At 36.2% G+C, this 24,149-nt stretch carries 23 protein-coding genes; all 23 read left to right on the forward strand.

Features of this window, described 5'->3' with window-relative positions; translation table 11 throughout:
* The first annotated feature begins 161 nt into the window (after positions 1-161).
* The 23 genes from AB1349_05065 (at position 162) to galT (ending at position 23,964) form a co-directional block, all read left to right on the forward strand.
* Positions 162-2,366 (forward strand): DUF2723 domain-containing protein, encoded by a 2,205-nt coding sequence (locus AB1349_05065; protein MEW6556709.1) that lies wholly within the window; start codon positions 162-164, stop codon positions 2,364-2,366.
* Complete coding sequence (locus AB1349_05070) at positions 2,363-4,168, forward strand: hypothetical protein (protein ID MEW6556710.1); 1,806 nt, start codon at positions 2,363-2,365, stop codon at positions 4,166-4,168. The genes AB1349_05065 and AB1349_05070 overlap by 4 nt, the downstream gene beginning before the upstream one ends.
* Positions 4,155-7,376, forward strand: coding sequence for a DUF4175 family protein (locus AB1349_05075; GenBank protein ID MEW6556711.1), 3,222 nt, complete (start codon positions 4,155-4,157; stop codon positions 7,374-7,376). Before AB1349_05070 ends, AB1349_05075 begins: the two co-directional genes overlap by 14 nt.
* A 128-nt stretch (positions 7,377-7,504) precedes the next feature.
* Positions 7,505-7,900, forward strand: a complete 396-nt coding sequence (locus AB1349_05080; GenBank protein MEW6556712.1) for a CpXC domain-containing protein — start codon at positions 7,505-7,507, stop codon at positions 7,898-7,900.
* Entirely contained in the window at positions 7,890-8,474 is a 585-nt protein-coding gene (locus AB1349_05085; protein MEW6556713.1) for a peptidylprolyl isomerase, read from the forward strand. The genes AB1349_05080 and AB1349_05085 overlap by 11 nt, the downstream gene beginning before the upstream one ends.
* Positions 8,475-8,561: 87 nt before the next feature.
* The gene (locus AB1349_05090; GenBank protein MEW6556714.1) at positions 8,562-10,181 is read left to right on the forward strand and encodes a DUF2851 family protein; all 1,620 of its coding nucleotides are present in this window, start codon (positions 8,562-8,564) and stop codon (positions 10,179-10,181) included.
* Between the two features lie 164 nt (positions 10,182-10,345).
* On the forward strand, positions 10,346-11,413 hold the full coding sequence (locus AB1349_05095; GenBank protein MEW6556715.1) for a type IV pilus twitching motility protein PilT: 1,068 nt from the start codon (positions 10,346-10,348) through the stop codon (positions 11,411-11,413).
* Between the two features lie 16 nt (positions 11,414-11,429).
* A complete protein-coding gene (locus AB1349_05100) occupies positions 11,430-12,518 on the forward strand; it encodes a type IV pilus twitching motility protein PilT (GenBank protein ID MEW6556716.1) in 1,089 nt (362 codons plus the stop codon).
* Between the two features lies 1 nt (position 12,519).
* Complete coding sequence (locus AB1349_05105) at positions 12,520-13,410, forward strand: cyclic nucleotide-binding domain-containing protein (protein ID MEW6556717.1); 891 nt, start codon at positions 12,520-12,522, stop codon at positions 13,408-13,410.
* 3 nt (positions 13,411-13,413) lie between these two features.
* On the forward strand, positions 13,414-13,878 hold the full coding sequence (locus AB1349_05110; GenBank protein MEW6556718.1) for a small multi-drug export protein: 465 nt from the start codon (positions 13,414-13,416) through the stop codon (positions 13,876-13,878).
* Entirely contained in the window at positions 13,848-14,693 is an 846-nt protein-coding gene (locus AB1349_05115; protein ID MEW6556719.1) for a hypothetical protein, read from the forward strand. The genes AB1349_05110 and AB1349_05115 overlap by 31 nt, the downstream gene beginning before the upstream one ends.
* 46 nt (positions 14,694-14,739) lie before the next feature.
* Positions 14,740-15,636: a pyridoxal-phosphate dependent enzyme gene (locus AB1349_05120; GenBank protein MEW6556720.1), complete on the forward strand. Its 897-nt coding sequence runs from the start codon at positions 14,740-14,742 to the stop codon at positions 15,634-15,636.
* 50 nt (positions 15,637-15,686) lie between these two features.
* Entirely contained in the window at positions 15,687-16,028 is a 342-nt protein-coding gene (locus AB1349_05125) for a pyridoxal-phosphate dependent enzyme (protein MEW6556721.1), read from the forward strand.
* Positions 16,029-16,134: 106 nt separating this feature from the next.
* The gene (locus AB1349_05130) at positions 16,135-16,728 is read left to right on the forward strand and encodes a DUF3575 domain-containing protein (GenBank protein ID MEW6556722.1); all 594 of its coding nucleotides are present in this window, start codon (positions 16,135-16,137) and stop codon (positions 16,726-16,728) included.
* A gap of 191 nt (positions 16,729-16,919) precedes the next feature.
* The gene (locus AB1349_05135) at positions 16,920-17,165 is read left to right on the forward strand and encodes a DUF2283 domain-containing protein (GenBank protein ID MEW6556723.1); all 246 of its coding nucleotides are present in this window, start codon (positions 16,920-16,922) and stop codon (positions 17,163-17,165) included.
* The gene (locus tag AB1349_05140; GenBank protein MEW6556724.1) at positions 17,165-17,809 is read left to right on the forward strand and encodes a site-2 protease family protein; all 645 of its coding nucleotides are present in this window, start codon (positions 17,165-17,167) and stop codon (positions 17,807-17,809) included. Before AB1349_05135 ends, AB1349_05140 begins: the two co-directional genes overlap by 1 nt.
* A 54-nt stretch (positions 17,810-17,863) precedes the next feature.
* Positions 17,864-18,859 carry a tryptophan--tRNA ligase gene (gene trpS / locus AB1349_05145; GenBank protein MEW6556725.1) on the forward strand — a complete coding sequence of 332 codons (996 nt, stop codon included), beginning with the start codon at positions 17,864-17,866 and terminating at the stop codon, positions 18,857-18,859.
* Positions 18,844-19,581: a segregation/condensation protein A gene (locus AB1349_05150; GenBank protein ID MEW6556726.1), complete on the forward strand. Its 738-nt coding sequence runs from the start codon at positions 18,844-18,846 to the stop codon at positions 19,579-19,581. The genes trpS and AB1349_05150 overlap by 16 nt, the downstream gene beginning before the upstream one ends.
* A gap of 141 nt (positions 19,582-19,722) precedes the next feature.
* Entirely contained in the window at positions 19,723-20,232 is a 510-nt protein-coding gene (gene scpB / locus AB1349_05155) for an SMC-Scp complex subunit ScpB (GenBank protein ID MEW6556727.1), read from the forward strand.
* Positions 20,225-20,719, forward strand: coding sequence for a type II toxin-antitoxin system VapC family toxin (locus AB1349_05160; protein MEW6556728.1), 495 nt, complete (start codon positions 20,225-20,227; stop codon positions 20,717-20,719). Before scpB ends, AB1349_05160 begins: the two co-directional genes overlap by 8 nt.
* Positions 20,712-20,888, forward strand: coding sequence for a hypothetical protein (locus AB1349_05165; GenBank protein ID MEW6556729.1), 177 nt, complete (start codon positions 20,712-20,714; stop codon positions 20,886-20,888). Before AB1349_05160 ends, AB1349_05165 begins: the two co-directional genes overlap by 8 nt.
* Positions 20,889-20,909: 21 nt before the next feature.
* Positions 20,910-22,904: an elongation factor G gene (fusA, locus tag AB1349_05170; protein ID MEW6556730.1), complete on the forward strand. Its 1,995-nt coding sequence runs from the start codon at positions 20,910-20,912 to the stop codon at positions 22,902-22,904.
* Positions 22,905-22,953: 49 nt separating this feature from the next.
* A complete protein-coding gene (galT, locus tag AB1349_05175) occupies positions 22,954-23,964 on the forward strand; it encodes a galactose-1-phosphate uridylyltransferase (protein MEW6556731.1) in 1,011 nt (336 codons plus the stop codon).
* Positions 23,965-24,149: the final 185 nt, after the last annotated feature.

A 24,149-nucleotide genomic window follows, 5' to 3' on the forward strand; every position in this document is an offset into this window, starting at 1 on the left:
CTGTTTGCTATTCGCTATTTGCTATTCGCTAACATTCTACGATGCTTTAGCATCGGTTTGCTGTTTTTAACCGAAACTAAAGTTTCGTAGAATAAGTGGACTCTATTTTACAGGATAAAAACAGAAGTTAATCCTGTCAAAAACGGGTTTCAGGGAATTTTATGTTTTATTTTTTAATACTTACAATTTTTGGGATATTTACATATACTGCTTTTCCGTCGGTTGCTGTCTATCGTGATGCTGGCGAAATGGCATCCGTCTGTTACACTTTTGGTATCGCTCATCCGCCTGGCTATCCGCTGTATGTCTTGTTAGGCAAAATTTTTACAGTAATTATTCCGTTTGGTAATATCGCATACCGTATCAATTTGATGAGCACATTTTTTGGCGCTTTAACCTGTTCTATTGTGTATCTGATAGTTAGGGACAAAGGGACGTGGGACAGCGAGACAGAGGGACGGCGAGACGCAAAAAACTCTGTGCATCTGTCCCTCTGTGCCTCCGTGGTTGCTTTATCCCTGGCTTTTTCTAAGATATTCTGGTCTGTTTCACTTGTTGCAGAAATGTATACTGTAAATACATTCTTTATTACAATAATAATCTACACAATGACAAAGATACGAGATACTTCATATCTCCTATCTCATATCTCATATCTGAATTTATCTGCTTTTCTATTCGGACTGGCTATGGGAAATCGTATTGATATTGTCTTGATTGCACCGGGAATTTTGTATCTGATAATCAGGGACGGAGGGACGAGGGACAGAGGGACGGAGAAACGGAGGGACGCAAAAAACTCTGTGCCTCTGTCACTCTGTGCCTCTGTGGCTGCCTTTCTTCTTGGTTTTTCTATCTACCTTTTTCTGCCTGTCAGGTCAAAAACACAGCCAGTGCTCGACTGGAACAAACCAGATAATGTTCAGGCACTGGTTAATACAATCACCAGAAAAACACATGGCAAAACACTTGACTTAATTTCAACAAGATATTCAATCAGTGATGTTTTATCGTCTGAAATAAATGTTTATCTCAAAAGAACCTATAAACTATTTACAGTAGCAGGTATTCCATTTATGTTTTTAGGATTTTTAGATTTGTACAAAAAAAACAGAAATTTTTTGCTCTCAACATCTCTGATTTATTTTATTGCAGGACCTGTTTTTATAGCAATCGCAAAAATGCCACCTAATCCACATGCACTTGCGATTATGGAACCGCATTATCTAATTTCTGATTTGATGCTTACGATTTGGTTTGGTTATGGGATATATTACATTTCAGCAAAATTCCAAAAATTTATATTATTATTTTTAATAATCCCAATTAGTTTGTTTGTATTAAATTATCGGGCTCAAAATATGCGGTTCAATTTTGTTGCCTATGATTTTGCAAGAAATGTATTCCGGTCGCTGCCTGAAAATTCAATAATTATCTCCCGTGAAGATATTCAGGTTTTTTCTCAATGGTATTTACAGTTTGTAGAAAAAAAACGGGCTGATATTGCCGTTATCGCAAAAGGACTCGCAGGTAGTTTATGGTTTCAGGAGACACTAAAAAAATATAAAAATACAACTGTTATATCACTGGCTAATCCTGAAACATTCACGCAATTTTATGCAATGAACAAAAACAGAAACATTTATTTTACAAATGATGTTGAAGATTACGAGATGCTTGGTACCAAATTTTTTAGTTATCCCTACTGGCTGGTATTTAATATCAAGGACAAAAAAATATCTGGATATACAGGGCTTGATTTTGGCGAGATTTATATCATAAGAAAACTTTTAAAATCTGAACTATATCCAGATTTCTTTTCGCAAAAAATTGTTACACAATATGCCGATTCGCTTTTTAGAACCGGTATGTTTTTTATGAAACAAAATAAAATTAATGATGCGATAACCAATTTTGAAAAAGCGATTCTGCTGAAACCTGATATGCCTGCTGTATATTTCAATCTCGGCTGGATTTACTGGAATATGAATAATTTTGAGAAAACAGAGTACTATTATAAACAGTCAATAAAGTTTTATGCCAAAATGCATAAAGATGCATTAGCGTATAAATCATTTCCGGAAGTTGTTTCGTCAATAATTTCCGACTGGGTTATTGTTCATAATAATCTCGGTACAGTTTATGAAAAACAAAATAAATTCAATGATGCAATCTCAGAATATCAAAAAGCAGTTCAGATTAAACCCGATTATGCAGATGCACATTACAATATGGCAGTTGCATACTGGCAATTACAAAACTGGCGAAAAGTTGTTGAAGAACTTGAAAAAGTATTACAAATAAATCCAAATCATACTGAAGCCCAAAAATATCTGTTTATAGCACGCAGAAACGCAGGATTATGAGAACAAAATTATTAGTATTTCTGTTGCTTGTGATTTTAGCCGTTCAAGTAATTTTTTCATCCAAACAGAAATGCGCCTATTACGACGAGCCGTTTCAGATATCAGCAGGACTGTATCATTTGAAGTATAACGATTACAGAATAGAAGTCCAGAACCCGCCGTTATTAAGGATTTTTTCTGCACTCCCACTTCTTTTTACAGATGTAACAGTAAAAAAAGAAGAAAAAAAAGAATGGATATCTTATGAAAAATACGCGTTTGGCAAAGAGTTTTTATATAAAAATATTTTATCCGCAGACACAATTTTATTTCTGGCACGATTGCAAATTTTAGCATTATCAATTTTTCTGGGAATAATCGTGTTTTTATGGTCAGTAACAATTTTTAACGATGCGAAAACAGGGCTTCTTGCACTTTCATTTTACTGTTTCTCACCAAATATTCTTGCGTTTTCAGGAATTGCAGGAACTGATTTAGGTGTTACATTTTTTATTGTGCTATCGTTGTTTCTGTTCAGGCACTACTTTTATATGCCGTCGCCAAGAAAACATTGTAGCCACAGATTAACACAGATTAAACATCAAGACACAGATAAACACAGATATCTTATCCGTGTTCATCATCTTTTTTATCTGTGTTCATCTGTGGTTAATTTTATACTTTCCTATAGATCAAAAAATGTTATACTTACAGGGATTTCAGTTGGCTTGGCGTTTTCGTCTAAATTTACAGCAGTTTTGTTAATACCGATTTTTGTTTTCTTGGTAGTAATAAAAAAAAACCGAATAAAAAATCTGGCAAATATAATTCTAATCTTTATTATCGCAAGTTTTGTAGTAGCGGTTGTATACCAGGGTTCAATTACCCAATTTATTGATGGCTTAAAAAATGTTTTCGGGATAGTTGGTGAAAAAGGCGCGTTGACATTTCTTCACGGTAAATACTCTGCGGTCGGATTTAGAAATTATTATCTTGTAGCATTCTTGATAAAATCTACGATACCTGTTGTAGTTCTAATTGTAATTTCTATACTTTTATACAAAAAAATTCCTGCAGATAATTTTGATAAAATGTTTCTGCTTGTTCCAGCAGTTGTATTTTTTGTAGCTGCATCTTACTCAAAAACACAAATCGGTCTACGATATATCCTGCCAGTTTATCCATTATTTTTTATCTATTTCTCTGGGTTAATAAAAATTAAAAATAATTTCTTGCTTCTTGCTTCTTGCTTCTTGCTTCTTTTTCATATTTATTCCTCAGTAAAGACCTATCCACACTATCTCGCATATTTTAATGAATTCATTGGCGGGTCTAAAAACGGTTATAAATATCTTGTTGACTCAAATCTGGACTGGGGACAGGATTTGAAATTGTTGAAAAAATATCTTGACGGTAAGAATGTGAATCTGATTGAATGTTATTTTGGTCAAGGTGATACAAAATACGAGGGTATAAAAAGCCAGCATATTTTAACATCCGTATGTTCCGACAATGTTGATTATACAAAAAAGGATAGAAGAGACCTGCTCGCTATAAGCGCCACATATTTTCAAGGAATTTATATCGGTGATATACATGTGTTTGACTGGCTAAAAGGGGGGGGAGGGAGATGGGCTAAAGACCCGATTGCAAATATCGGCTACAGTATGCTTGTGTATGATATAACAGATGATGCTGAATCGCATCAGAAACTTGGCGATATTTTTTTGTATGGTGTAAAAAACCAAAAAGCAGCCGAAAAAGAATATAAACACGCTGCTGAAATCCAAAAAAAAACGCAACTGAAAAATGGATATAAATAACTTAATATCAACTACAAAAAAGAAAATTGCTGGATATTATCTTGCTGAAACCATACTAAAATTGGCTATTGCAGGGTTGCTGCTACTTTTTATAAATTATTTTGCTGATATTTTAGATATTTCTAATGTTTATTTTAGGATTTCTATCTGGTGCTTACTATTAGGTTTTTTAATTTTTTTGATTCTTAAAATTATTACAAAACTTATTTTTTTACAAACTGCAGACGAATATATCGCACTGCTGATACAGAAAAAAAATAGCAAACTGAATGATGATTTGATAAATGCTGTTCAATTAGAAAGAAATAATTATAGCGAAACATCGGCGGAACTTGCGAAAGAGTTTGTAAAAATTACATCATCAAAAATATCGCTTCAGTTAAGTAACACAGTTATAAATTTTAGTTCATTAAAAAGTATTTTTATAGTTTTTGTTGTTCTTTTTGTTAACTTTATACTGTTTTACAATTCATTCCAGATTAAAAGATATTTTTTGCCTTTCAGTTCCAGTATAAAAGTTTCAGTTCTACCCGGTGATATCTCGGTAAATACCAGCGACAGTATTAACATTTATACAACTGTTAAACCAGAATCAATCATACCGTTTCTTTTTTTTAGAGAGTATAATTCAGAATGGCGTAATAAAAAAATGAAACGATGTGTTTTGGGAAAGTATACTGAAACAATTGACAAAATCACGGCAGATACAGAGTATTATGTTCAAGCACAAGATATTAGGTCACCAAAATATAAAATAAAAATTACATCCCCGCTTGTAATCGCAGATATAAAATTAGAATATATCTATCCACCATATACAGGGTTATCCAATAAAATAACTGACGAGGGGGTGGAGCCTGATATAGGAGCGCCTGTTGGAACAACAATAAAGGTTACTGCAAAATCAAACAAAAAAATTAAAACTGCATTCTTGTTGACTGATACAAACGAAAAAATACCGATGCATATTTCTAAAAATTTGCTTACTTCGCAATTTATTATACAAAACCAGTCAGCATATTGGATAGAGGCAACCGCCGATAATGGTGAAACAAACAGTCCTATAAGACACATAATAAAAATTATCAAAAATATCCCACCAACTGTTGAAATACTCGCACCTGCTTGTAATGTTATGGTTTCAGAAAACGATTCTCTAAAAATTATTTATACTGCCGAAGATGATTTTGGAATTTCAGAAATCAATATGAACCTTCTGACACTCCAAAAACGAACATGTATAAAATCATTCCCTAAACCACAACAAAAAGTTTTAGACGATTACGAGATTTCAATTGCTGAATTGAATCTTAAACCAGGCGATGTTGTCCAGTATAGAGTTGAAGCAACTGACAACAATATCTATCCATCGCCGGAAACAGGTATATCAAAAATATGGACATTTGAAGTTCTATCATATCAGATGGAACACAAAATTATAGAAGCCGAACTTTCAGAGTTTAATATCGCTTTACAGGAGATTTTATCTCGTCAACTCCAAAGCAGAACAGCACTTACAACCTCTCCTCCGGATTATGAAACTGCGATAGGAATGCAAAAAAATACTCAGGAATTAACCAACAAAACACTCGCTAATTTATCCGCAATACTCAAAAAAATGGCAAATGACCCGCTAACATCATATTTCGTTTATACAGAATATGAAAATTTAGCACAGTCACTTTCAACACTTGAGAAAGATAAAATGAACTCGGCATTGACTTCTCTTACCGAAAACAAATTTGCTACTGCTGAGCAACACCAGAATGAAATAATAGACGAACTTCAACGCTTGGTAAAATTTTCGCAGGATATTATTAAGAACCAAAAAATGGAAGATATTGTCTCCACTGTGGCAGAAATGAATGATTTCTCGTCAGATATTCAGGCAAATCTCAAACAACTGCGAGAACAACCATCAAAAGAGAAAATGCGCCAACTCCAAAAAGCGATGGAGAAACTTTCGGATTTAATGACACAACTTGCTGAAAAAGTAGCAAGCATACCGAGCGAAATGCCACAGGATTTTGCGAATAATGAAAATGTAAAAAAGATAAACCTTACTGAAATGCGGCTTACAGCCGACGAGATGAAATGGACACTTCAAGCCGGTAATATTGATAAAGCAATAGAACTTGCCCAAAAACTCAGCCAACAAATTTCGGATATTCTTAATGCGGTTGAAAATTCAGCCAAATCAGTTTCTGATAACAGATACAAGGAACTTGAAGCAAAATTAAACGAATCTATGCATAATCTGACCGAAATTATTGAGACCCAAAAAAGTATTCTATCAGATACACAACAATTAGATTCCAAACGGCTTGAAAAAATTTTACAACTCCAGAAAGAACTGCTCAAAAAACTGGCTGAAAAACAGAAACAGGCGATTGCAGAATTACAAACTTCCAAAACTATTCTTGAAAAAAGTACAACTACACAGCCGAGTATATTCAATCTCTATATTCAGCCTGAAACACAAATGAATATTGTTCTGAAAGAATTTAGTGACGAAAAAATTGAGAAATCAAAAAAGTTGCTATCTGAAATTATCGCAGAACTTGAGTATCTAACAAAAAATGTAACACTACAAGAAGCCCAACAACATATCTCAATTTCAAAAGTAATTGAACAAGAAATTCTTGATGAATTAACAAACTTTTCACCACCCAAAACGGATGTGTTTAATAACGCAGATTTGGACAAACACAACCAATTAGCCGAAAAACAACAAACTAACCAACTAAAAACACAAGCGTTACAAAATAAACTTTCGGTATTGTCATACCAAACACTTTCAATACCACGAGAATCAATAAAGAATATCTCTGATTCTGAAAAATCAATGGGTATTGCCGCAAATGAACTTTCTAATTTTAATACTACATCTGCGGTTGACTCAGAAAAAAAGGCGCTTGATGATTTGCTCAACAGCAAAGATTCGTTAGAAAAAGCATCAAACCAAATGAAACAGTTGGCTATCGGCACTACACCAATGGGTATGGGTAGCAGTGGTATGGTCAGAGTGAGTGGGAATGGTACAGGTGGCTATACCGGCTTCAGAACCGGTTATGTAAAAATACCATCTTTAGACGATTACAAGCCACCTAAAGAATTCAGAGAAACAATAATTGAATCACTTCGTCAGAAATATCCGCAAAAATATGAACCAATCATCAAAGATTATTTCAAACGGCTTATTGAATAAATTTAAAACTGAATCAGAACCGAGAAACAGGTGACAGGTTCTTTTTTGTTCCCGTAGATAACACGAATTTGGAATAATAATCAGTTTTTTTATTTGCATTTTTTTATTTTTTTTGTTATAATTCATATATGTCATTTTGTCAGAAACAGGAAATAAAATGCTCTTGCGGAAAAAGTTTTGAGTGGGATTTGTGGGACTCTGTGAATGTTACGACAGATCCTGACTTAAAAGAAATGATTTTAGACGGGCAGATGAATGTTGTAGTTTGTCCTTTCTGCGGGCTTTTATTTTATTATGAAAAATTTTTATTGTATCACGATGAGAAAAAACATCAGTTGTTTTATATTTATAATCACAACTGCAAAAGTGATAAAACTTTATTAAAACAAAAAGCAATAAATGATTATGAGACAGTAAAAAAACAGTCAAGCAATACTGTATTTACCGACTATACGATAGAAGTATTTTTGGGGCTTGACGAGTTAGTAGAATTTTTGAGAAAGGAGGAACAAAATGCAAGTTAAAGGTAAAAGGTTTCCGCCAAAGGCGAATTCGCCTCATGCGAAAAAGGTTAAAGTAGTTCAGTTTTTTATTTTCTTACTTCTTACTTCCTGCTTCCTGCTTCCTGCTTCCTGCCTTTACGGCAAGGCGAAAGAAGTTGCAGTTATTGAAACGGATAGGGGTGTAATAAAGTTTGAGTTTTTTGAGCAGGATGCACCGAATACAGTTGCGAATTTCAAGAAACTTGCCCGAAAAAAGTTTTATAACGGCTTGAAATTCCACAGGGTAGTACCAAACTTTGTTATTCAAGGCGGCTGCCCAAAAGGCAACGGGACGGGTGACCCTGGCTATAAAATCAAAGCTGAATTTAATAAACGACCACATCTTGATGGCACTGTTGCAATGGCGAGAGCACAAGACCCGGATTCTGCGGGTAGTCAGTTTTATATCTGTTTGGGACCTCAGCCATTTTTAGACGGTAAATATACCGTTTTTGGTCAGGTCATAGAAGGACTTGATGTTGTTTATAAAATCCAAATCGGCGATGTGATGAAAAAGGTCTATATAAAAAAATTAAAAATTAAAAATAAAAAATAAAAAGATTAAGAAATATCTGCGTAATTTGCGACTATGGATTCCCGATAGAGCCTGTCCCCGAAATTCGTTATCGGGGAACATTCGGGAATGACACTTTGTGTCATCTGCGTAATCGGCGTCCAAAAAATGAAATACTTTGATGAATTAAAGTTTCACAATCCGACAAGTTTTACAGACCAATACAGAAAACTGAGAGATTCTGTTTTTATAAAAGAAGCAGAAAAACCATATACTGCAACCGCACAGCCGGTTACTGAAAAACTGGTAAAAACTATTTGGTTTGACCAGAAGATTGAACGGCGTGGTTTGATAACTACTGACGGGCAACGGCTTTCTATAATCTCGCCTGGTGAGTGGAATTTTGACGAAGGTCCTGATTTCAAGAATGCAAAAATAAATATAAACGGTCAAGAACTTTCAGGTGATGTTGAGGTTGATATTTATTCATCCGACTGGAAAGCACACGGGCATTATAAAAACAAACAGTTTAATACCGTAATTCTGCATGTTTTTTTATGGCATAAAGGCAGCGGGGGAGTAAGGGATGGTAAGGGGGATAAGGGGGATAAGGGGGATAAGGGAATTATTACTAATACAATAACTCAGAATAAAAAAATAGTCCCGACACTTGAACTGATTAACTGTATAGATGACGATTTAGAAATTATTGATAATAACTTTGAGATTGAAAACTATCCGTATTCAAGCAAAGTACGTGCCGGGAAATGCGCCAATTATACAGCACGAAAATATACTTTGCTTGAACATATCATCGGGCTTGCAGGTGATGAAAAAATAAAACTGAAATCAGAACTGTTGAAATTACAGTTGTCTGATAAAAGTAATTCAATAAATGATATAATCTATAATGGTATCGTGGATGGTCTTGGATACGGGCCTAACAGAGACAATTTTAGAAAATTATCTGAAATCCTGCCACTCAAAAGAATAGACGAGATAATTAAATTAGAAAAGTTTGAAGAGAAACATTTAAGAGTTGAATCACTTTTTTTTGGTATCGTAGGACTTATCCCGGAAATAGAAAAGATTGAAATGCTTGACGACGAAGCTAAAGAATATATTCAAAAAATCAAAAAAATCTGGAAGGTATTAAGACAAAACATTTTACCTCACGAAGTTATGAAAAAAGAAAGCTGGAAATTTCGTGGGTTAAGACCTTATAATTTTCCATACAGACGGCTCGCAGCTACAGCACTTATTGTTTCGGAATATATTGATACCGGGTTTGAACAAGTTTTTCAGCATTTTTGTACAGATATTCTGAGTAATAAATTGAATCTGAAAAAATTTTTAGAAAAATTAAAGCCAGCCATACCATCATTCTGGTCTTATAGAACAACTTTTACTTCTAAAAAACTCACAAAACCAGTCGCACTTATTGGTGAGGAGCGATTTTTGCTAATCCTTATAAATACTTTTTTACCGCTGGCGCTCGCTGTCTACCAGAAACCTGATGAGCAAAAAAGTATCTATCAGTGGTGGCTGAAACAGCCGGCAATATCTATAAACCGTCTTGCACGAATCACTTCTTGGCGGGTTGGTTTTGGGAGTTTTAGAAAAAGAAATGAACGAATCCAGCAAGGACTATTGCAGATATTCAGGGATTTCTGTGATACAAAAAAAGGGATATGTACAAACTGCAGTTTTCAATCAATATTCAGTATACCAGCAGGAACATTTTTTTAATTTTACATTTTACATTTTGAATTGCTATTATTAGTTCTACGACGCTTTAGCGTCGGTTGTGTTGGATTTGTAGCCGGCGATTTTCAACCGCCGTAATCGTGAGCTGAAAATTCACAGCTACAAAATTCTAACCCCAACTAAAGTTGGGTAGAATCATTGGAGGTATGATGGAAATTTTTGATATTCTAACAACCGCTGTAAAAAAAGGTGCTTCAGATATCCATATCGTCGTCGGCAAACCGCCAATGTATCGGCTGATTGGTGAAATGAGACCTATTGAGGGCTTTACTGAAATAATCACACCGGAAGAAGCGAAACGGCTTATCTATTCGCTGCTTTATGACGAGCAAAAACGAAAGTTTGAAGAAACATTAGAACTTGATTGTTCATTCAATATCCCGAATGTTTCAAGATTTAGAGTAAATGTGCTTATGCATCGGAATGGTATCGGTGCGGTGCTTCGTGTAATTTCTACAAAAATCCCAGCACCAGAACAACTTGGTTTCCAACAGGTTATTACGAACCTCGCAAATCTACCACGAGGCTTTGTGCTTGTTACAGGTCCAACCGGCAGTGGCAAATCTACAACACTCGCCTGCCTGATAGATATCATAAATACAACCCGAAAAGAACATATTCTTACTGTAGAAGACCCAATTGAGTTTATCTATGAATCTAAAGGCTGCATTGTGACACAGCGAGAAGTAGGACAGCATACACTATCGTTTGCCAGTGCGTTAAAGCATGCACTTCGTGAAGATCCTGATATCGTGCTCGTCGGTGAAATGCGTGATTTAGAGACAATTGCAGCCGCGATAACAATCGCAGAAACAGGACATCTTGTTTTTGCAACACTCCATACAACTGATGCACCTTCAACCGTAGATAGAATCATTGATGTTTTTCCACCACACCAGCAACAGCAGGTAAGAATGCAACTTTCTACATCATTACAGGCGGTTATCTCGCAGACACTTATCCCAACCGCGGATGGAATGACCAGAGTTGCTGCACGAGAAATTATGATTGCTACACCAGCAGTTACAAATCTTATCCGAGAAGGCAAAACACACCAACTATATCAGACAGTAGAAGTAGGCGCAAAACAGGGTATGATTTCATTAGATAAAGCACTTGCACAACTTGTAAGAGATGGGAGTATAAAAATAGACGATGCATTGGCAAAAGCGCATAATCCGGAAATGGTAAAAGCAGCAATTTATGGTAGGTAATTGAGCGGAGCGAATTATGAATATTGAAGAACTTCTTAAACTGATGGTTGAAAAAAAGGGAACTGATTTACATCTTAAGGCAGGACTTCCGCCAATGGTCAGGATACACGGGGATATTGAACCACTGATTGATGGTGTTGAAGTACTAACATCACAAAAAATCAAAGAACTGGTTTCAAAATATATCGGCTATGGTGAGGAAAAAAAGATTCAGGAAAATAAAGAGTTTGATTTTGCCTGTGAACTTCCAGGTATTGCCAGGTTTCGTGGTGCATTATTTATCCAGAAAGGAAATTACGGCTGCGTATTCCGAACTATTCCGACAAAAATCCCGACACTTGAAGACCTGAATCTGCCACCTGTCTTAAAAGAAGTCGCATCTAATAAACAAGGGCTGATTCTTGTCACAGGACCAACAGGCAGCGGAAAATCTACAACCCAGTCAGCAATCATCAACTATATCAATGACTCATTCAAAAAAAATATCATCACGATTGAAGACCCGATAGAATATATTCATACAGATAAAAAATCAATAATAAACCAGCGGGAAATTGGTGTTGATACTAATACATTCGCAACTGCATTAAAAAGCGCACTCCGTCAAGACCCTGATATAATTCTGGTTGGTGAAATGCGTGACCCGGAAACGATTTCAACTGCGATAACCGCTGCAGAAACAGGGCATCTCGTAATCTCAACATTGCATACAAATGATACTAAACAAACAATAGACAGAATCATTGATACATTCCCGGCTGAACAGCAATCCCAAATCAGGTTCCAACTTTCACTGTTTCTTATTGCTGTTATTGCACAACGACTTATAAAACGGAAAGATGGTAGTGGGATGGTTGCAGTTCTGGAAATTATGGTAAATACACCGTTTATTCGTTCGCTTATTGCTGACAATAAAACAGGCCAGATTTCTAAAGCGATTGAAGACAGCGCATCATTTTACAAAACGCAATCGTTTAATCAAGCGCTTCTTGCACTTTACAAAGATGATGTAATTACCGTTGAGGAAGCACTCGCTACAAGCAACAATCCATCAGATTTGAAGATACAGATACAATCAGTTGATTATGCAAAAAAAGGGGTGTAAAATGAACCTGAAATCAGTAGAAATTTTTAAAGAGCTGGCTGATAATGTATTAGACAATATCACAAAAATACTTGACGAAAAAAAAGTTGAAAAAGATACAGTCATTTTTGAAGAAGGTGAACCTGCGGATGTCTTTTGTCTTATTGCAGAAGGGCAAGTTGAAATTTTTAAGCGGATTTCAAATACAGAAACAAAAACACTTGCAATTTTTAGCGTCGGTGATTACTTTGGCGAAATGTCACTTTTTGAAGATAAACCAAGAATCGCATCAGTTAAAGCAATAGATGATGTAACACTGCTTGTAATAAAGAGAGAAAAATTTTGGGAACTCATACAGAGCGATTTGGATACCGGTATGAGACTCTTATCAGCAATTATGTCAACAATATTAAGTCGGCTTTCTACTACAAACAGTCATTTAATGCTGCTTTATGATGCTGGAAAAATTATCGCTTCATCAAAAAACTTGAACCAGATGGCAACTAATATATTCTTAAACCTGAAAAAACATTTCAGAAAATCGGATTCAGGACTGATAGCAGTGTATAACGAATTCACTAACGAACTTGATGTCCATTCCTCATTTAATGACGGACAGAATAGAGATACTATTTCATTATCAGATGTTTTTGTTCAGAAAATAATCGGTCAAAAAGAAATAATTGAGACCGCTGAAAAATCAGTGATTGCATCTGCATTTTATTTTGAAGACAAATTTCTCGGTTTTGTTGTCTTGAAAAGTAACCAAAAAAACGCATTTAGTGTTAATGATTTAATACTTTTATCGTCTGTTGCTTCACTTGTTTCTGTTTCTATAAAAAATATCTCATTTATTGCAGAGGAAGAAGCCAGACGACGACTTAATGAAACAAAAAGCCGACAGGGTTTTTGAGCTATGTTTGAACTTGGTATTTTACTCAACTTTTTACATTATTTTATAAACAGGTTTTTTGTAATACCAATCGGGTTTATTGTCGGACTGGGCTGGTGGGGCGCTTTTTTTATTGCGCTTGCAGGCGATATAATTCAGATGTTTGTTTATTTCTATGTGCTTGAAGGTGCGGGTGTGAATAAAAAATTAGCTATAGTGATAGCAAGAAAATTTCCAACACAGGATAAAGTAGAACGGACAAGAATGGTAAGACGGGTGCGTGGACTTGGATATCTCGGGATTACTATACTTGCAGCAATGCCTGTTTATTTCGGTGGAATGTATTCCGCAGTGCTTGTCAGCCATTTGATGCATCTCAAAAAACGAAAGTCATACATATTCCTAACAGCAGGTTCAATTATTGGCTCGGCTATTTTGGTTATTGGCTTATCAGTAATATGGGAATTGATAAAATCAGCCATTACATAAAAGTTGCGCAACAGATTGAGAAACAATCCAACTGCAAAATTTATATTGTCGGTGGATTTGTTCGCGACAGGTTGCTTAAACTTAACAGCGTTGATTTAGATTTTGTAGTAGAGGGAACTGGTATAGAGGTTGCAAATAATTTTCATAAAAAGTTGGATGGAAAACTTACAATTTACAAAAAGTTTTTGACCGCTTCGCTAAAGCTAAAAAACGGTTTTGTCATTGATATAGCAACCGCAAGAACTGAAAAATATCCAAAACCTGCCTCAATGCCATTAGTTCAACCTGCATCACTTAAAGAAGATTTATTACGTCGCGATTTCACCATCAATGCCCTCGCTACACCACTTCCGACTTCCGACTTCCGACTTCCGAAAATTATTGATATCTGCAGCGGTCTTGAGGACCTCAAAAAAAAGCAAATTCGCGTTTTGCATAAAAACAGTTTCAGAGACGACCCTACAAGAATTTTACGAGCAATACGATATGCAAACCGACTTAATTTCAAAATAGAAAAAAATACAGAAAAATGGCTGAATACTGCAGTCAAAAAAAATCTGCTGGCGTTAGTTTCAGCACCGCGAGTCCGCGACGAATTCCTTAAAACACTTGAAGAAAAAAATGCAAAAGAAATACTATCCGAGTTCAAAAACCAGAAAGTTCTAAAATATATTGACAGCAAGTTGAATATCTCTGCAATTTCTGAAAACAAAGAGCACGTCAAAACCCGTATTAAAAAACTCTTATCAAATTACACCAAACAGCAAAAAATAGCATTCTTAAAAAAATTTTGTTTGCCAAAGGCTCGCAACTGAAGATGAGATGAATGGTCGGCTACTTCACTGAACTGTTACAATTTATATGAAAAATATTAGTGGGCTTAAGTGTATTGAATGTGGAAAAGAATATCTTGAAAAAAGGGTGGGGAAGAGTGGTGAAGAAATAAAATATGTCTGCCCTTCCTGTAGCGGAAATTTAGATGTCATCTACAATTATTCTGAGATAAAGAAAAAATTTACACGGGATACTTTAACTACTGATGAAAATTTTTCTATCTGGCGGTATCTGCCAGTTCTTCCACTTGAATCTGATTTTTTATGTCCAATAAACCCATTCCCAAAATTACAAATTGGCTGGACACCTTTATATCGTGCAGAAAACCTTTCAAAAAAATATAGTTTTGTGAACCTGTATCTGAAAGATGATGGAAAAAATCCGTCTGCATCATTCAAAGACAGGGCAAGTGCAGTAGTTGTAGTAAAAGGGCAAGAACTCGGCGTAAAAACTTTTACAACTGCATCTACTGGTAATGCTGGCTGTGCGCTTGCATGTATGTGTGCAAATTTACAACTCCCTTGTGTAATTTTTGTGCCTAAAACAGCGCCTAAAGCGAAAATTGCACAACTGCTTCTATTTGGTGCTAAAGTAATCGCCGTCAATGGAAGTTATGATGCTGCGTTTGATTTATCACTTAAAGCATCTGACGAGTTCGGCTGGTACTGTCGTTCAACTGGTTATAATCCTTATACACGAGAAGGCAAAAAAACCGCCGCATTAGAAATATGTGAACAACTTAAATGGCAAGTACCGGATAAGGTTTTTGTGCCTGTTGGCGATGGTAACATAATTTCTGGAATCTGGAAGGGTTTCAAAGATTTTTATAATCTGGGCTTTATTGATAAACTTCCGCAACTTGTTGCTGTCCAGTCAGAAAAATCAAATGCCATCGCAAAGGCGGTTCACGAGTTCACGAGTTAAAAATAAAACCTGTCAAGGCGACGACGCTCGCTGATTCTATTTCAGTTGATATGCCTCGCGATGGTGTTGTGGCAGTAAAAGCGGTTTTGGAATCTAACGGGGTTGCAATAGAGGTTTCTGATGCTGAAATTCTTTTGGCAATAAAAGAAATTGCAGAAAAGGAAGGTATCTTTTCAGAACCTGCGGCTGCTACAAGTTTTGCTGGTTTTAAAAAATTACGCCAGGAAAACAAAATCAAAAACAATGAAATCGCTGTTTGTCTTCTTACTGGAAACGGGTTAAAAGATATTGATTCAGCAATGAAAATCGCCGGTGAACCGATTCTTATTAAACCAGAAATAGAAGAAGTAAAAAAACTGCTTGACAAAAAAAGTAATAATTGTATAATATAGTAAATTCGTCAAAATCTTATCCGGAAAGGCAGGTGAAAAAAAATCCTCTAAATAACGGATATTGATGGATTATCTGCACAAATTTTAATGAATGGAGGAATGATTTATGAGAAAAAAGTTGTTAGTGGTATTGTTGTTGGGATTGGCAGTAGTATCAGTTATGAAAGCACAAGAGCATAATTCTGCTATCACCACGAATATATTTAATCTATTTATTGCTTTACCAAGCGCAGAATTTGAGACGAAAATCGCAGATAATATGGGATTGTTTGGGTCTCTTCGGTTTGGCAGTTACGAGATTGGTGATTTTAAGACATCTATCTTCGGCGTAAGTGCAGGTGTTGATATCTATCCTGGAAAATCAGAAGGTATAGAAGGTTTCTATATTGGACCAATGTTGTATCTAAACCAGATGACAGTTACATTTAAGTCAATTGGATATTACGACTATACTGATATTTGGAATCCAGTGTATGTTCCTGGCAAAACTGAAGATGTTAGTGGTTCAATGCTTGGTCCGATGTGCAGGATTGGATATCGCTGGGATTGGGGTGGGTTTGCGTTTTCACCAAGCGCACAACTTGGATTTATAGTGGGCAAGATAGAATCTTCAATAACTGATGCGGCTGGACAGAAAATGGAACTTAAGTACGGTGGGTTCAGTTTTGGTCTCGGACTGAATATGGGCGTTGCATTCTAAATTTGGCTCCATATTATGCATACAAGTAGACGGCATTTAAATGCCGTCTACTTTTTTCTTGTAATTTTGTAAATTTTTGGTATAATTATTATCAATGAATATTGTTATCTCAATAAACAAAGTTCCTGTTCGTTTAACTGATGAACGGTGGTTTTATATTTCACGTCTGAGATAAAAAAGGAGGATATTGTATGGCAGAAGCAACATTAACTCAAAGAACATTAGGTCAAATTTCTGACATAGTTCCGTATTTGGTAAAATTTCCAGCAAAACATTTTTGGGTAGATTATGACAAAAATGCTGATGTATTGTATATTTCTCTTAACCGTCCCCAAAATGCTACAAATAGTAAGATGCTTAATAACGGGATATTGTTAAGATATAATAATAGAAAACTTGTTGGTATAACTATTCTTGAAGCATCAAAAAGGAAGTAATGACTATTTCAAATATTGATTGGATACTTGCGGTGCCATTATTGTTTTTTGCGGTTGTTGTGCATGAATGCTGTCATGGTTATGTCGCTTATTTATGTGGTGATGATACTGCAAAACTTTCAGGTCGGCTGACACTGAACCCACTGCCACATATAGACCCGATAGGCACGGTAATTCTACCGATACTTTTGATACTGATTCGTGCACCTGTTTTAGTTGGCTGGGCGAAACCGGTGCCAATAAATCCGTATCGGCTGAATAATCCTGTAAAAGATATGGCAAAAATTGGTGCGGCTGGTCCGGTATCTAATTTTTGTCTTGCTGTGCTTTCTGCACTTATTATCTGGCTGTTTAAGATAACCGGTGTTGACCCCTATACACCACTAAATAATCTTATCATAAAACTGCTGTATATGAATGTTCAGATAAATCTGGTGCTCGGTGTGTTTAATCTGGTTCCAGTCCCGCCTTTAGATGGCTCAAGAATAATTTCAGCATTTTTACCAACTGAAATTGCATATAAATATAATCAACTTGAACGGTTTGGAATTTTTATAATATTTATTCTTTTATCATTCGGCTTTCTTGATTTTCTCTGGATGATTGTCGCAATTTTACAGAAACTGCTTTTTATGGGAGTGTAAATTAAATCAATTAAAAGTTAAAAATTAAAAATTAAAAATTTAAGGATAAATTTTATGAGACAAAGAGTTTTATCAGGTATGAGGCCGTCAGGCAAACTGCATCTTGGTCATCTGCACGGCGCACTTTCAAACTGGGTTCAACTCCAGAAGAGTTATGCGTGTTTTTATTTCGTCGCTGACTGGCATGCCCTGACAACTGAATATGAGGATACAGCCAGGATAATCGCTGATACATATGATATGGTTGTGGATTGGCTTTCTGTCGGGCTTGATGCAGAAAAATCTACAATTTTCGTGCAATCCCAAATTCTGGAACATGCAGAACTGCATCTGCTGCTGTCAATGATTATTCCACTGCCATGGCTTGAAAGATGTCCAACATATAAAGAACAATTGAAAGAAATAAAAACACGCGATCTGCGAACATATGGTTTCCTGGGCTATCCTGTTTTACAGTCAGCAGACATACTTATATACAAAGCAGATAAAGTACCAGTTGGTGAAGACCAACTACCCCATTTAGAATTAACAAGAGAAATTGCAAGAAGATTTAATTCATTCTATGGCAAGGTTGGTAAAATTTTAACTGAGCCGCAGGCGATTCTTACAAAAACACCAAAAGTACCAGGAACAGATGGCCGAAAAATGTCAAAATCATACAATAACTGTATCTACCTGTCAGACGAACCTGAAACAATTTCTAAAAAGGTGGCTTCGTATATAACCGACCCGGCAAGAATTCATCCGACGGACAAAGGCCATCCTGATATATGTCCTGTTTTTGCATTACAGGTAATCTATTCAAAAAATTATAAAGAGTTGGAACTGCTCTGCCAAAATGGACAAATCGGCTGTGTAAAATGTAAGCAAATGCTTACATCAGAAATAATAGAATCGCTTAAGCCGATACAAAAAAAACAGAAAGAACTCAAACAAAACTCTGACCAAATCAAGCAAATACTTAAAGATGGCTGTAAGAAAGCAAGATATATTGCCGAAAGAACAATGTCTGAAATAAGAAAATCTGTAAGAATATGGAATATGGAGTAAAGTTAGAAGTTTTTGAAGGTCCGTTGGACCTTTTGTTACATCTCATCCAAAAAAACGATTTAGATATTTACGATATTCCTATTTCTAAAATCACATCAGATTATCTCGCATATCTTGAACTGATGAAACAATTAAATTTAGAGGTCGCGGGCGAGTTCCTGGTAATGGCTGCAACGCTGATGCGGATAAAATCAAAAATGCTTCTCCCAGTAACTGAAACTGACAAAGATGACGAAGAACTTGTTGACCCACGAGATGAACTTGTCAAACGGCTTTTAGAGTATAAAAAGTTCAAAGCGGCATCAACAAAATTGCGAACCAGTTTAGACGCACAAAAAGATATTTTCTACCGTAAAGTCAAGCCGGAGTTCACTGAAGACGATTTTGGGCTTGAAGTAACCCTGTTTGATTTATTAGATGCATTCAGGAATGTACTTGAAAAAGCACAAACGGTCTCAAAAGAAATAATAAAAGAGGAATATACTATAGAAGAAAAAATCAGGGTCATACTTTCATTTTTGGAAGGTAAACGATTTGTTTCGTTTTATACAATTTTTTCAGAAACTGAGACGCGGCTATCAGTTATAGTAACATTTCTCGCATTGCTGGAGTTGATAAAAATCGGGCAGGTTTATGTGCGACAGAATCAGATGTTTTCTGAAATACGAATCTATAGAAGAACGCAGATGTCCGCAGATATGAACGCAGATGTCCGCAGATGACACAGAGTGTCACCCTGAACCTTGCCATGAATCAAGTTCAGGATCTACGATTTCAGGGTTTAATGAGATGCTGAAATAAATTCAGCATGACATATCAGCGGTAATCAGCGTTGTGATTGGCGTAAATCAGCGAGATGTTATATGGAACTTAAAAAAATTATAGAAGCACTTTTGTTTGTAGCACAAACTCCACTACAATTAGAAACACTGATACAGATAACAGAAAAAACTGCGAATGAAATAAAACATGCAATTGCCGAATTAAAAACGGAATATGAAACAAACCAATCCGCACTACAAATTATTGAGATTGCTGAAGGCTGGCAACTAACAACAAGAAAAGAGTTTGCGGGTTTTATAAAAAAATTATACAAGGAAGAAACAACACTTAAACTTTCATCATCGGCACTGGAGACATTAGCAATTATTGCTTACAAGCAGCCAATAACCCGTGCAGAAATTGAAGCGATTCGTGGTGTAGAGGTAAGTGCGGTATTAAAAACACTGATAGAAAAAAATCTGGTAAGAACCTGCGGTAGAAAAGATACTGTTGGGACACCATTCCTATATGGAACAACCCAACAGTTTCTTATATATTTTGGGCTGAAATCAACCGACGAACTTCCGTCGCTGGAAGAGATAAATGAGTAATAGGGAACTGAGTATGAAAGAGAAAATATATTTGGATGCAAGTGTACCGAGTGCATATTTTGATAGTCGGGAAAAGAAGCGTCAAAGGATAACTCAGAAATGGTGGAAAGAAATATTATTTAAGAGATATGATGTATATATTTCAAAAATAGTTGAAAGAGAATTAGAAGACACGAAGGACGAGACAAAACGTACCGGACTATTGAATTTGGTAAAAGGGATAAAAAGTTTTGAGGTAACTCTTGAAGGAGAAAAGTTAGCGAGAATATATATAGAAAATGACATAATCCCGGAATTATACTATGAAGACGCTGTCCATTTAGCAATAGCAACCATAAATGATATAAGGGTTCTGGTAAGTTGGAATTTTATGCATCTGGTAAATCACGAGACAAGAAGAAAAGTAAAGGCAGTAAATTTGTTACATGGTTATCGTGAGATAGAAATAGAAAGTCCATTGGAATTAGGGGGAGGTGAGTATGAGTAAGATATTAGAGAAGCCGAAGGCGAACCCGAAGGAAGAATTTAAGAATGACCCGATGATGAGGGAATTACATGAGGGAATGATAAAAAGATATGAGGTCTTAAAGAATATGTCAGAAAAAGAAAGAATAGATTACATAAACAAAAAAGCAAGAGAATTTAGAAATCAGTAGACGAAAAAGGAGACAACATTAATGAACTACTCAAAAGACAAAATCAGGAATGTAGCAATCGTAGGTAGTGCAGGTAGTGGAAAGACATCACTGATTGAAGCGATTTTATTTAATGCAAAGATAACAAATCGGCTTGGACGAGTTGAAGAAGGCAATACAGTAAGCGATTATAATCCTGACGAGCTTTCGCGTACTTCTTCAATCTATACATCTTTAATTTCGTTTGATACCGCCGGTAATACAAAAATAAATATTCTTGATACACCTGGCTATTCCGATTTTATCGGTGAAACGATTCCAGCATTCGCAGTAGCCGATACAGTAATTTTTGTACTGGATGCTTCTTCATCATTGCTGATTGATGCAACATTTGAAAATCTATGGGAAATTTGTTCTCAGCCTAAAATAATTTTTATCAATAAACTGGACAAAGAAAATGTTGATTTCTCAAAAGTTGTAGCACAACTTAAAGAGTTTAGTAATATTACAGCGCTTACTTTTATCCCGAATGATACAGGACCAAATTTTTCCAAAGTTGATTCAGCAATAGAAAACCCTGCCAGCCAGCTGCGTGAACAGTTTATAGAAGCAGTTGCATCAACTGACGATACATTGATAGAGAAATATCTTGAAGGTAAAGAAATCACGCAGGCTGAACTTGTAAATACATTTAAGACCGCGATACTCAAAAAAGCAGTGATTCCTGTTTTATGCGGGAGTGCGACAAAAAATATCGGCTGTGCTCAATTGACAGATTTTATAGTTAACTTTTTACCTGCCCCAGTTTCTGCTACAACACTACCTGATTCTGACAAAGTTCTATTACAGGTTTTCAAAAGTGCGATTGAGCCGCAAACAGGAACACTATCGTTTCTAAAAATTTATTCTGGCAAAATTACACAAGGTCAGGATATAAAAAATACTACCCGACGAACAACTGAGCGATTAGGCACACTTTGTACCATGCTTGGTAAGAAACGGACTGAAATTACAGAAGCAGCCGCAGGTGATATTATTGTTGCAGTTAAATTAAAAGAAACACAAACTAACGATATACTTGGTGATGAATCGCTTGCGGATAAAATCAAGCCACTACTTTTTCCGGAACCTAATATCAGCATGGCTGTTTTCCCAAAATCTAAAGGTGAAGAAGAAAAAGTCGCCAATGCGCTCCAATCAATGACCCGCGAAGACCCGACATTAAAAACTTTTTATAATGTAGAAACAAAAGAATTGATACTTTCCGGGCTGGGTGCGTTACATATAGAGATTGCTGTTAATCGTGTAAAAGGCAGATATGGGATTGATGTAGATTTAAAACCACCAAAAGTCGCATATAGAGAAACCGTCAAAGGCAAAGCAGAAGTCCAGGGAAAATATAAACGCCAGACAGGTGGTCGCGGGCAATATGGCGATTGCTGGCTTAAGATAGAGCCGCTTGAACGCGGGAAGGGGTTTGAATTTATTAACGCAATTCGTGAAGGCAGAATCCCCAGAAACTATATACCTGCTGTTGAAAAAGGAGTTAAAGAAGCGATGGAACAAGGTGTAATCTCCGGGTATCCTGTGACTGATATCAGCGTAACACTCTATGATGGTAGTTATCACGAGGTTGATTCATCTGATATGGCGTTTAAAATTGCAGGTAGTATGGCATTAAAAAAAGGTGTAACCGAATCCAAACCGTGCATCCTGGAGCCAATTGCAGAACTGGAAGTTATAATCCCAGACGAGTATATGGGTGCGGTGATGGGTGACCTGAATGCCAGACGAGGCAGAATAATGGGTATGGAACAACTTGGTGGTAGGGTGGGTAGGGCGGTGGGCGGCAAAAAACAGAAAGTTATCGCTACCACACCATTATCTGAAGTATTAAGTTATGCAACTGATCTGCGGTCTATTACCAAAGGTGCTGGTAGTTTCAAAATGAAATTTTCACATTATGAAGAAGCACCACCATTCGTCGCCCAGCCGCTGATTGATACCTATCATAAACAGCAACAAGAGGGAAGATAGTACAGCAATTAAAAATTCATTTTTAATTGATTTTATATAGGAGAACAAAATGCCTGAACTAAGACGAGACCCTGTTATTGGAAGATGGGTAATTATCACTACAGAACGCGGAAAAATTCAACCAGATTTTGAGAAGGGTGAGGGAGCAGCTGAAAATTTAGAAAACTATAATAGTGGCTGCCCGTTCTGTCCTGGTAACGAAACCAAAACACCATCAGAGATTTTATCATTCCGCGAGCCCGGCACAAAAAAAGATGAAAAAGGCTGGTGGGTGCGAGTTGTTCCTAATAAATACCCTGCACTGCGAATTGAAGGAAATCTAAACCGCCATGGTGAAGGTATGTTTGATTTTATGGACGGACTCGGCGCACATGAGGTGGTTATTGAAACCGCAAAACATAATGCTGCATTCGCCGAGTTAGCAAATAAAGATGTAGAAGAGATTATATGGGCATGGCGTGATAGAATGCTGGATTTAAAAAAAGATATCCGGTTTGAATATATTTTAGTATTCAAAAATCACGGTTCAGCAGCAGGCGCCTCGCTTGTCCATCCACATTCTCAAATTATCGCAATGCCAACAGTGCCAGTTCGGGTAAAACAGGAGTTAGAAGGCGGTAGAAATTATTACGAGTATAAAGAACGATGCGTATATTGCGATATTATCCACGAAGAAGTTGAATCAAATATTCGGCTTGTCTCAGAAAACGAGGATTTTATCTGTATTGCACCGTTTGCATCAAGGTTCCCATTTGAGACATGGATACTTCCGAAAGTACATTCCGCCGTTTTTGAGGATTTACAAAAACATGAGGTTGTTAATCTTGCGGTGATTTTAAGAGATATCAATGGTAGAATGAACAGAGCACTTGAAAACCCACCGTATAATTTTATTATTCATAATTCACCCTGCCGAACTGGAAAACTGTTACACTATCACTGGCATATTGAAATGATGCCAAGATTAACAAGAGTCGCAGGATTTGAATGGGGAACTGGTTTTTATATAAATCCGACACCACCGGAAGAAGCAGCAAAATTTTTAAGAGAAGCCCAGTAACCACACCCGAATAACTGCACCGAATAAAAACACCGAATACAACCGAATATTTGGTTACATTCGGTTAATATTCGGTTTACATTCGTGTTTAAGATGAAAATTAAAAATGTTTATCCGGAATTAGAAGGTGGTAGGTATTTTGTGAAAACAGAAACTGATAGAGAGTTTGTTGTTTGGTGTGAACT

The sequence above is a fragment of the Elusimicrobiota bacterium genome (assembly GCA_040757695.1).
GTDB lineage: Bacteria > Elusimicrobiota > UBA8919 > UBA8919 > UBA8919 > JBFLWK01.

Coding starts and splice junctions, on each gene's coding strand:
- AB1349_05065 (MEW6556709.1), top strand. CDS start 162: ATGTTTTATTTTTTAATACTTACAATTTTTGGGATATTTACATATACT.
- AB1349_05070 (MEW6556710.1), top strand. CDS start 2,363: ATGAGAACAAAATTATTAGTATTTCTGTTGCTTGTGATTTTAGCCGTT.
- AB1349_05075 (MEW6556711.1), top strand. CDS start 4,155: ATGGATATAAATAACTTAATATCAACTACAAAAAAGAAAATTGCTGGA.
- AB1349_05080 (MEW6556712.1), top strand. CDS start 7,505: ATGTCATTTTGTCAGAAACAGGAAATAAAATGCTCTTGCGGAAAAAGT.
- AB1349_05085 (MEW6556713.1), top strand. CDS start 7,890: ATGCAAGTTAAAGGTAAAAGGTTTCCGCCAAAGGCGAATTCGCCTCAT.
- AB1349_05090 (MEW6556714.1), top strand. CDS start 8,562: ATGACACTTTGTGTCATCTGCGTAATCGGCGTCCAAAAAATGAAATAC.
- AB1349_05095 (MEW6556715.1), top strand. CDS start 10,346: ATGATGGAAATTTTTGATATTCTAACAACCGCTGTAAAAAAAGGTGCT.
- AB1349_05100 (MEW6556716.1), top strand. CDS start 11,430: ATGAATATTGAAGAACTTCTTAAACTGATGGTTGAAAAAAAGGGAACT.
- AB1349_05105 (MEW6556717.1), top strand. CDS start 12,520: ATGAACCTGAAATCAGTAGAAATTTTTAAAGAGCTGGCTGATAATGTA.
- AB1349_05110 (MEW6556718.1), top strand. CDS start 13,414: ATGTTTGAACTTGGTATTTTACTCAACTTTTTACATTATTTTATAAAC.
- AB1349_05115 (MEW6556719.1), top strand. CDS start 13,848: ATGGGAATTGATAAAATCAGCCATTACATAAAAGTTGCGCAACAGATT.
- AB1349_05120 (MEW6556720.1), top strand. CDS start 14,740: ATGAAAAATATTAGTGGGCTTAAGTGTATTGAATGTGGAAAAGAATAT.
- AB1349_05125 (MEW6556721.1), top strand. CDS start 15,687: ATGCCTCGCGATGGTGTTGTGGCAGTAAAAGCGGTTTTGGAATCTAAC.
- AB1349_05130 (MEW6556722.1), top strand. CDS start 16,135: ATGAGAAAAAAGTTGTTAGTGGTATTGTTGTTGGGATTGGCAGTAGTA.
- AB1349_05135 (MEW6556723.1), top strand. CDS start 16,920: ATGGCAGAAGCAACATTAACTCAAAGAACATTAGGTCAAATTTCTGAC.
- AB1349_05140 (MEW6556724.1), top strand. CDS start 17,165: ATGACTATTTCAAATATTGATTGGATACTTGCGGTGCCATTATTGTTT.
- trpS (MEW6556725.1), top strand. CDS start 17,864: ATGAGACAAAGAGTTTTATCAGGTATGAGGCCGTCAGGCAAACTGCAT.
- AB1349_05150 (MEW6556726.1), top strand. CDS start 18,844: ATGGAATATGGAGTAAAGTTAGAAGTTTTTGAAGGTCCGTTGGACCTT.
- scpB (MEW6556727.1), top strand. CDS start 19,723: ATGGAACTTAAAAAAATTATAGAAGCACTTTTGTTTGTAGCACAAACT.
- AB1349_05160 (MEW6556728.1), top strand. CDS start 20,225: ATGAGTAATAGGGAACTGAGTATGAAAGAGAAAATATATTTGGATGCA.
- AB1349_05165 (MEW6556729.1), top strand. CDS start 20,712: ATGAGTAAGATATTAGAGAAGCCGAAGGCGAACCCGAAGGAAGAATTT.
- fusA (MEW6556730.1), top strand. CDS start 20,910: ATGAACTACTCAAAAGACAAAATCAGGAATGTAGCAATCGTAGGTAGT.
- galT (MEW6556731.1), top strand. CDS start 22,954: ATGCCTGAACTAAGACGAGACCCTGTTATTGGAAGATGGGTAATTATC.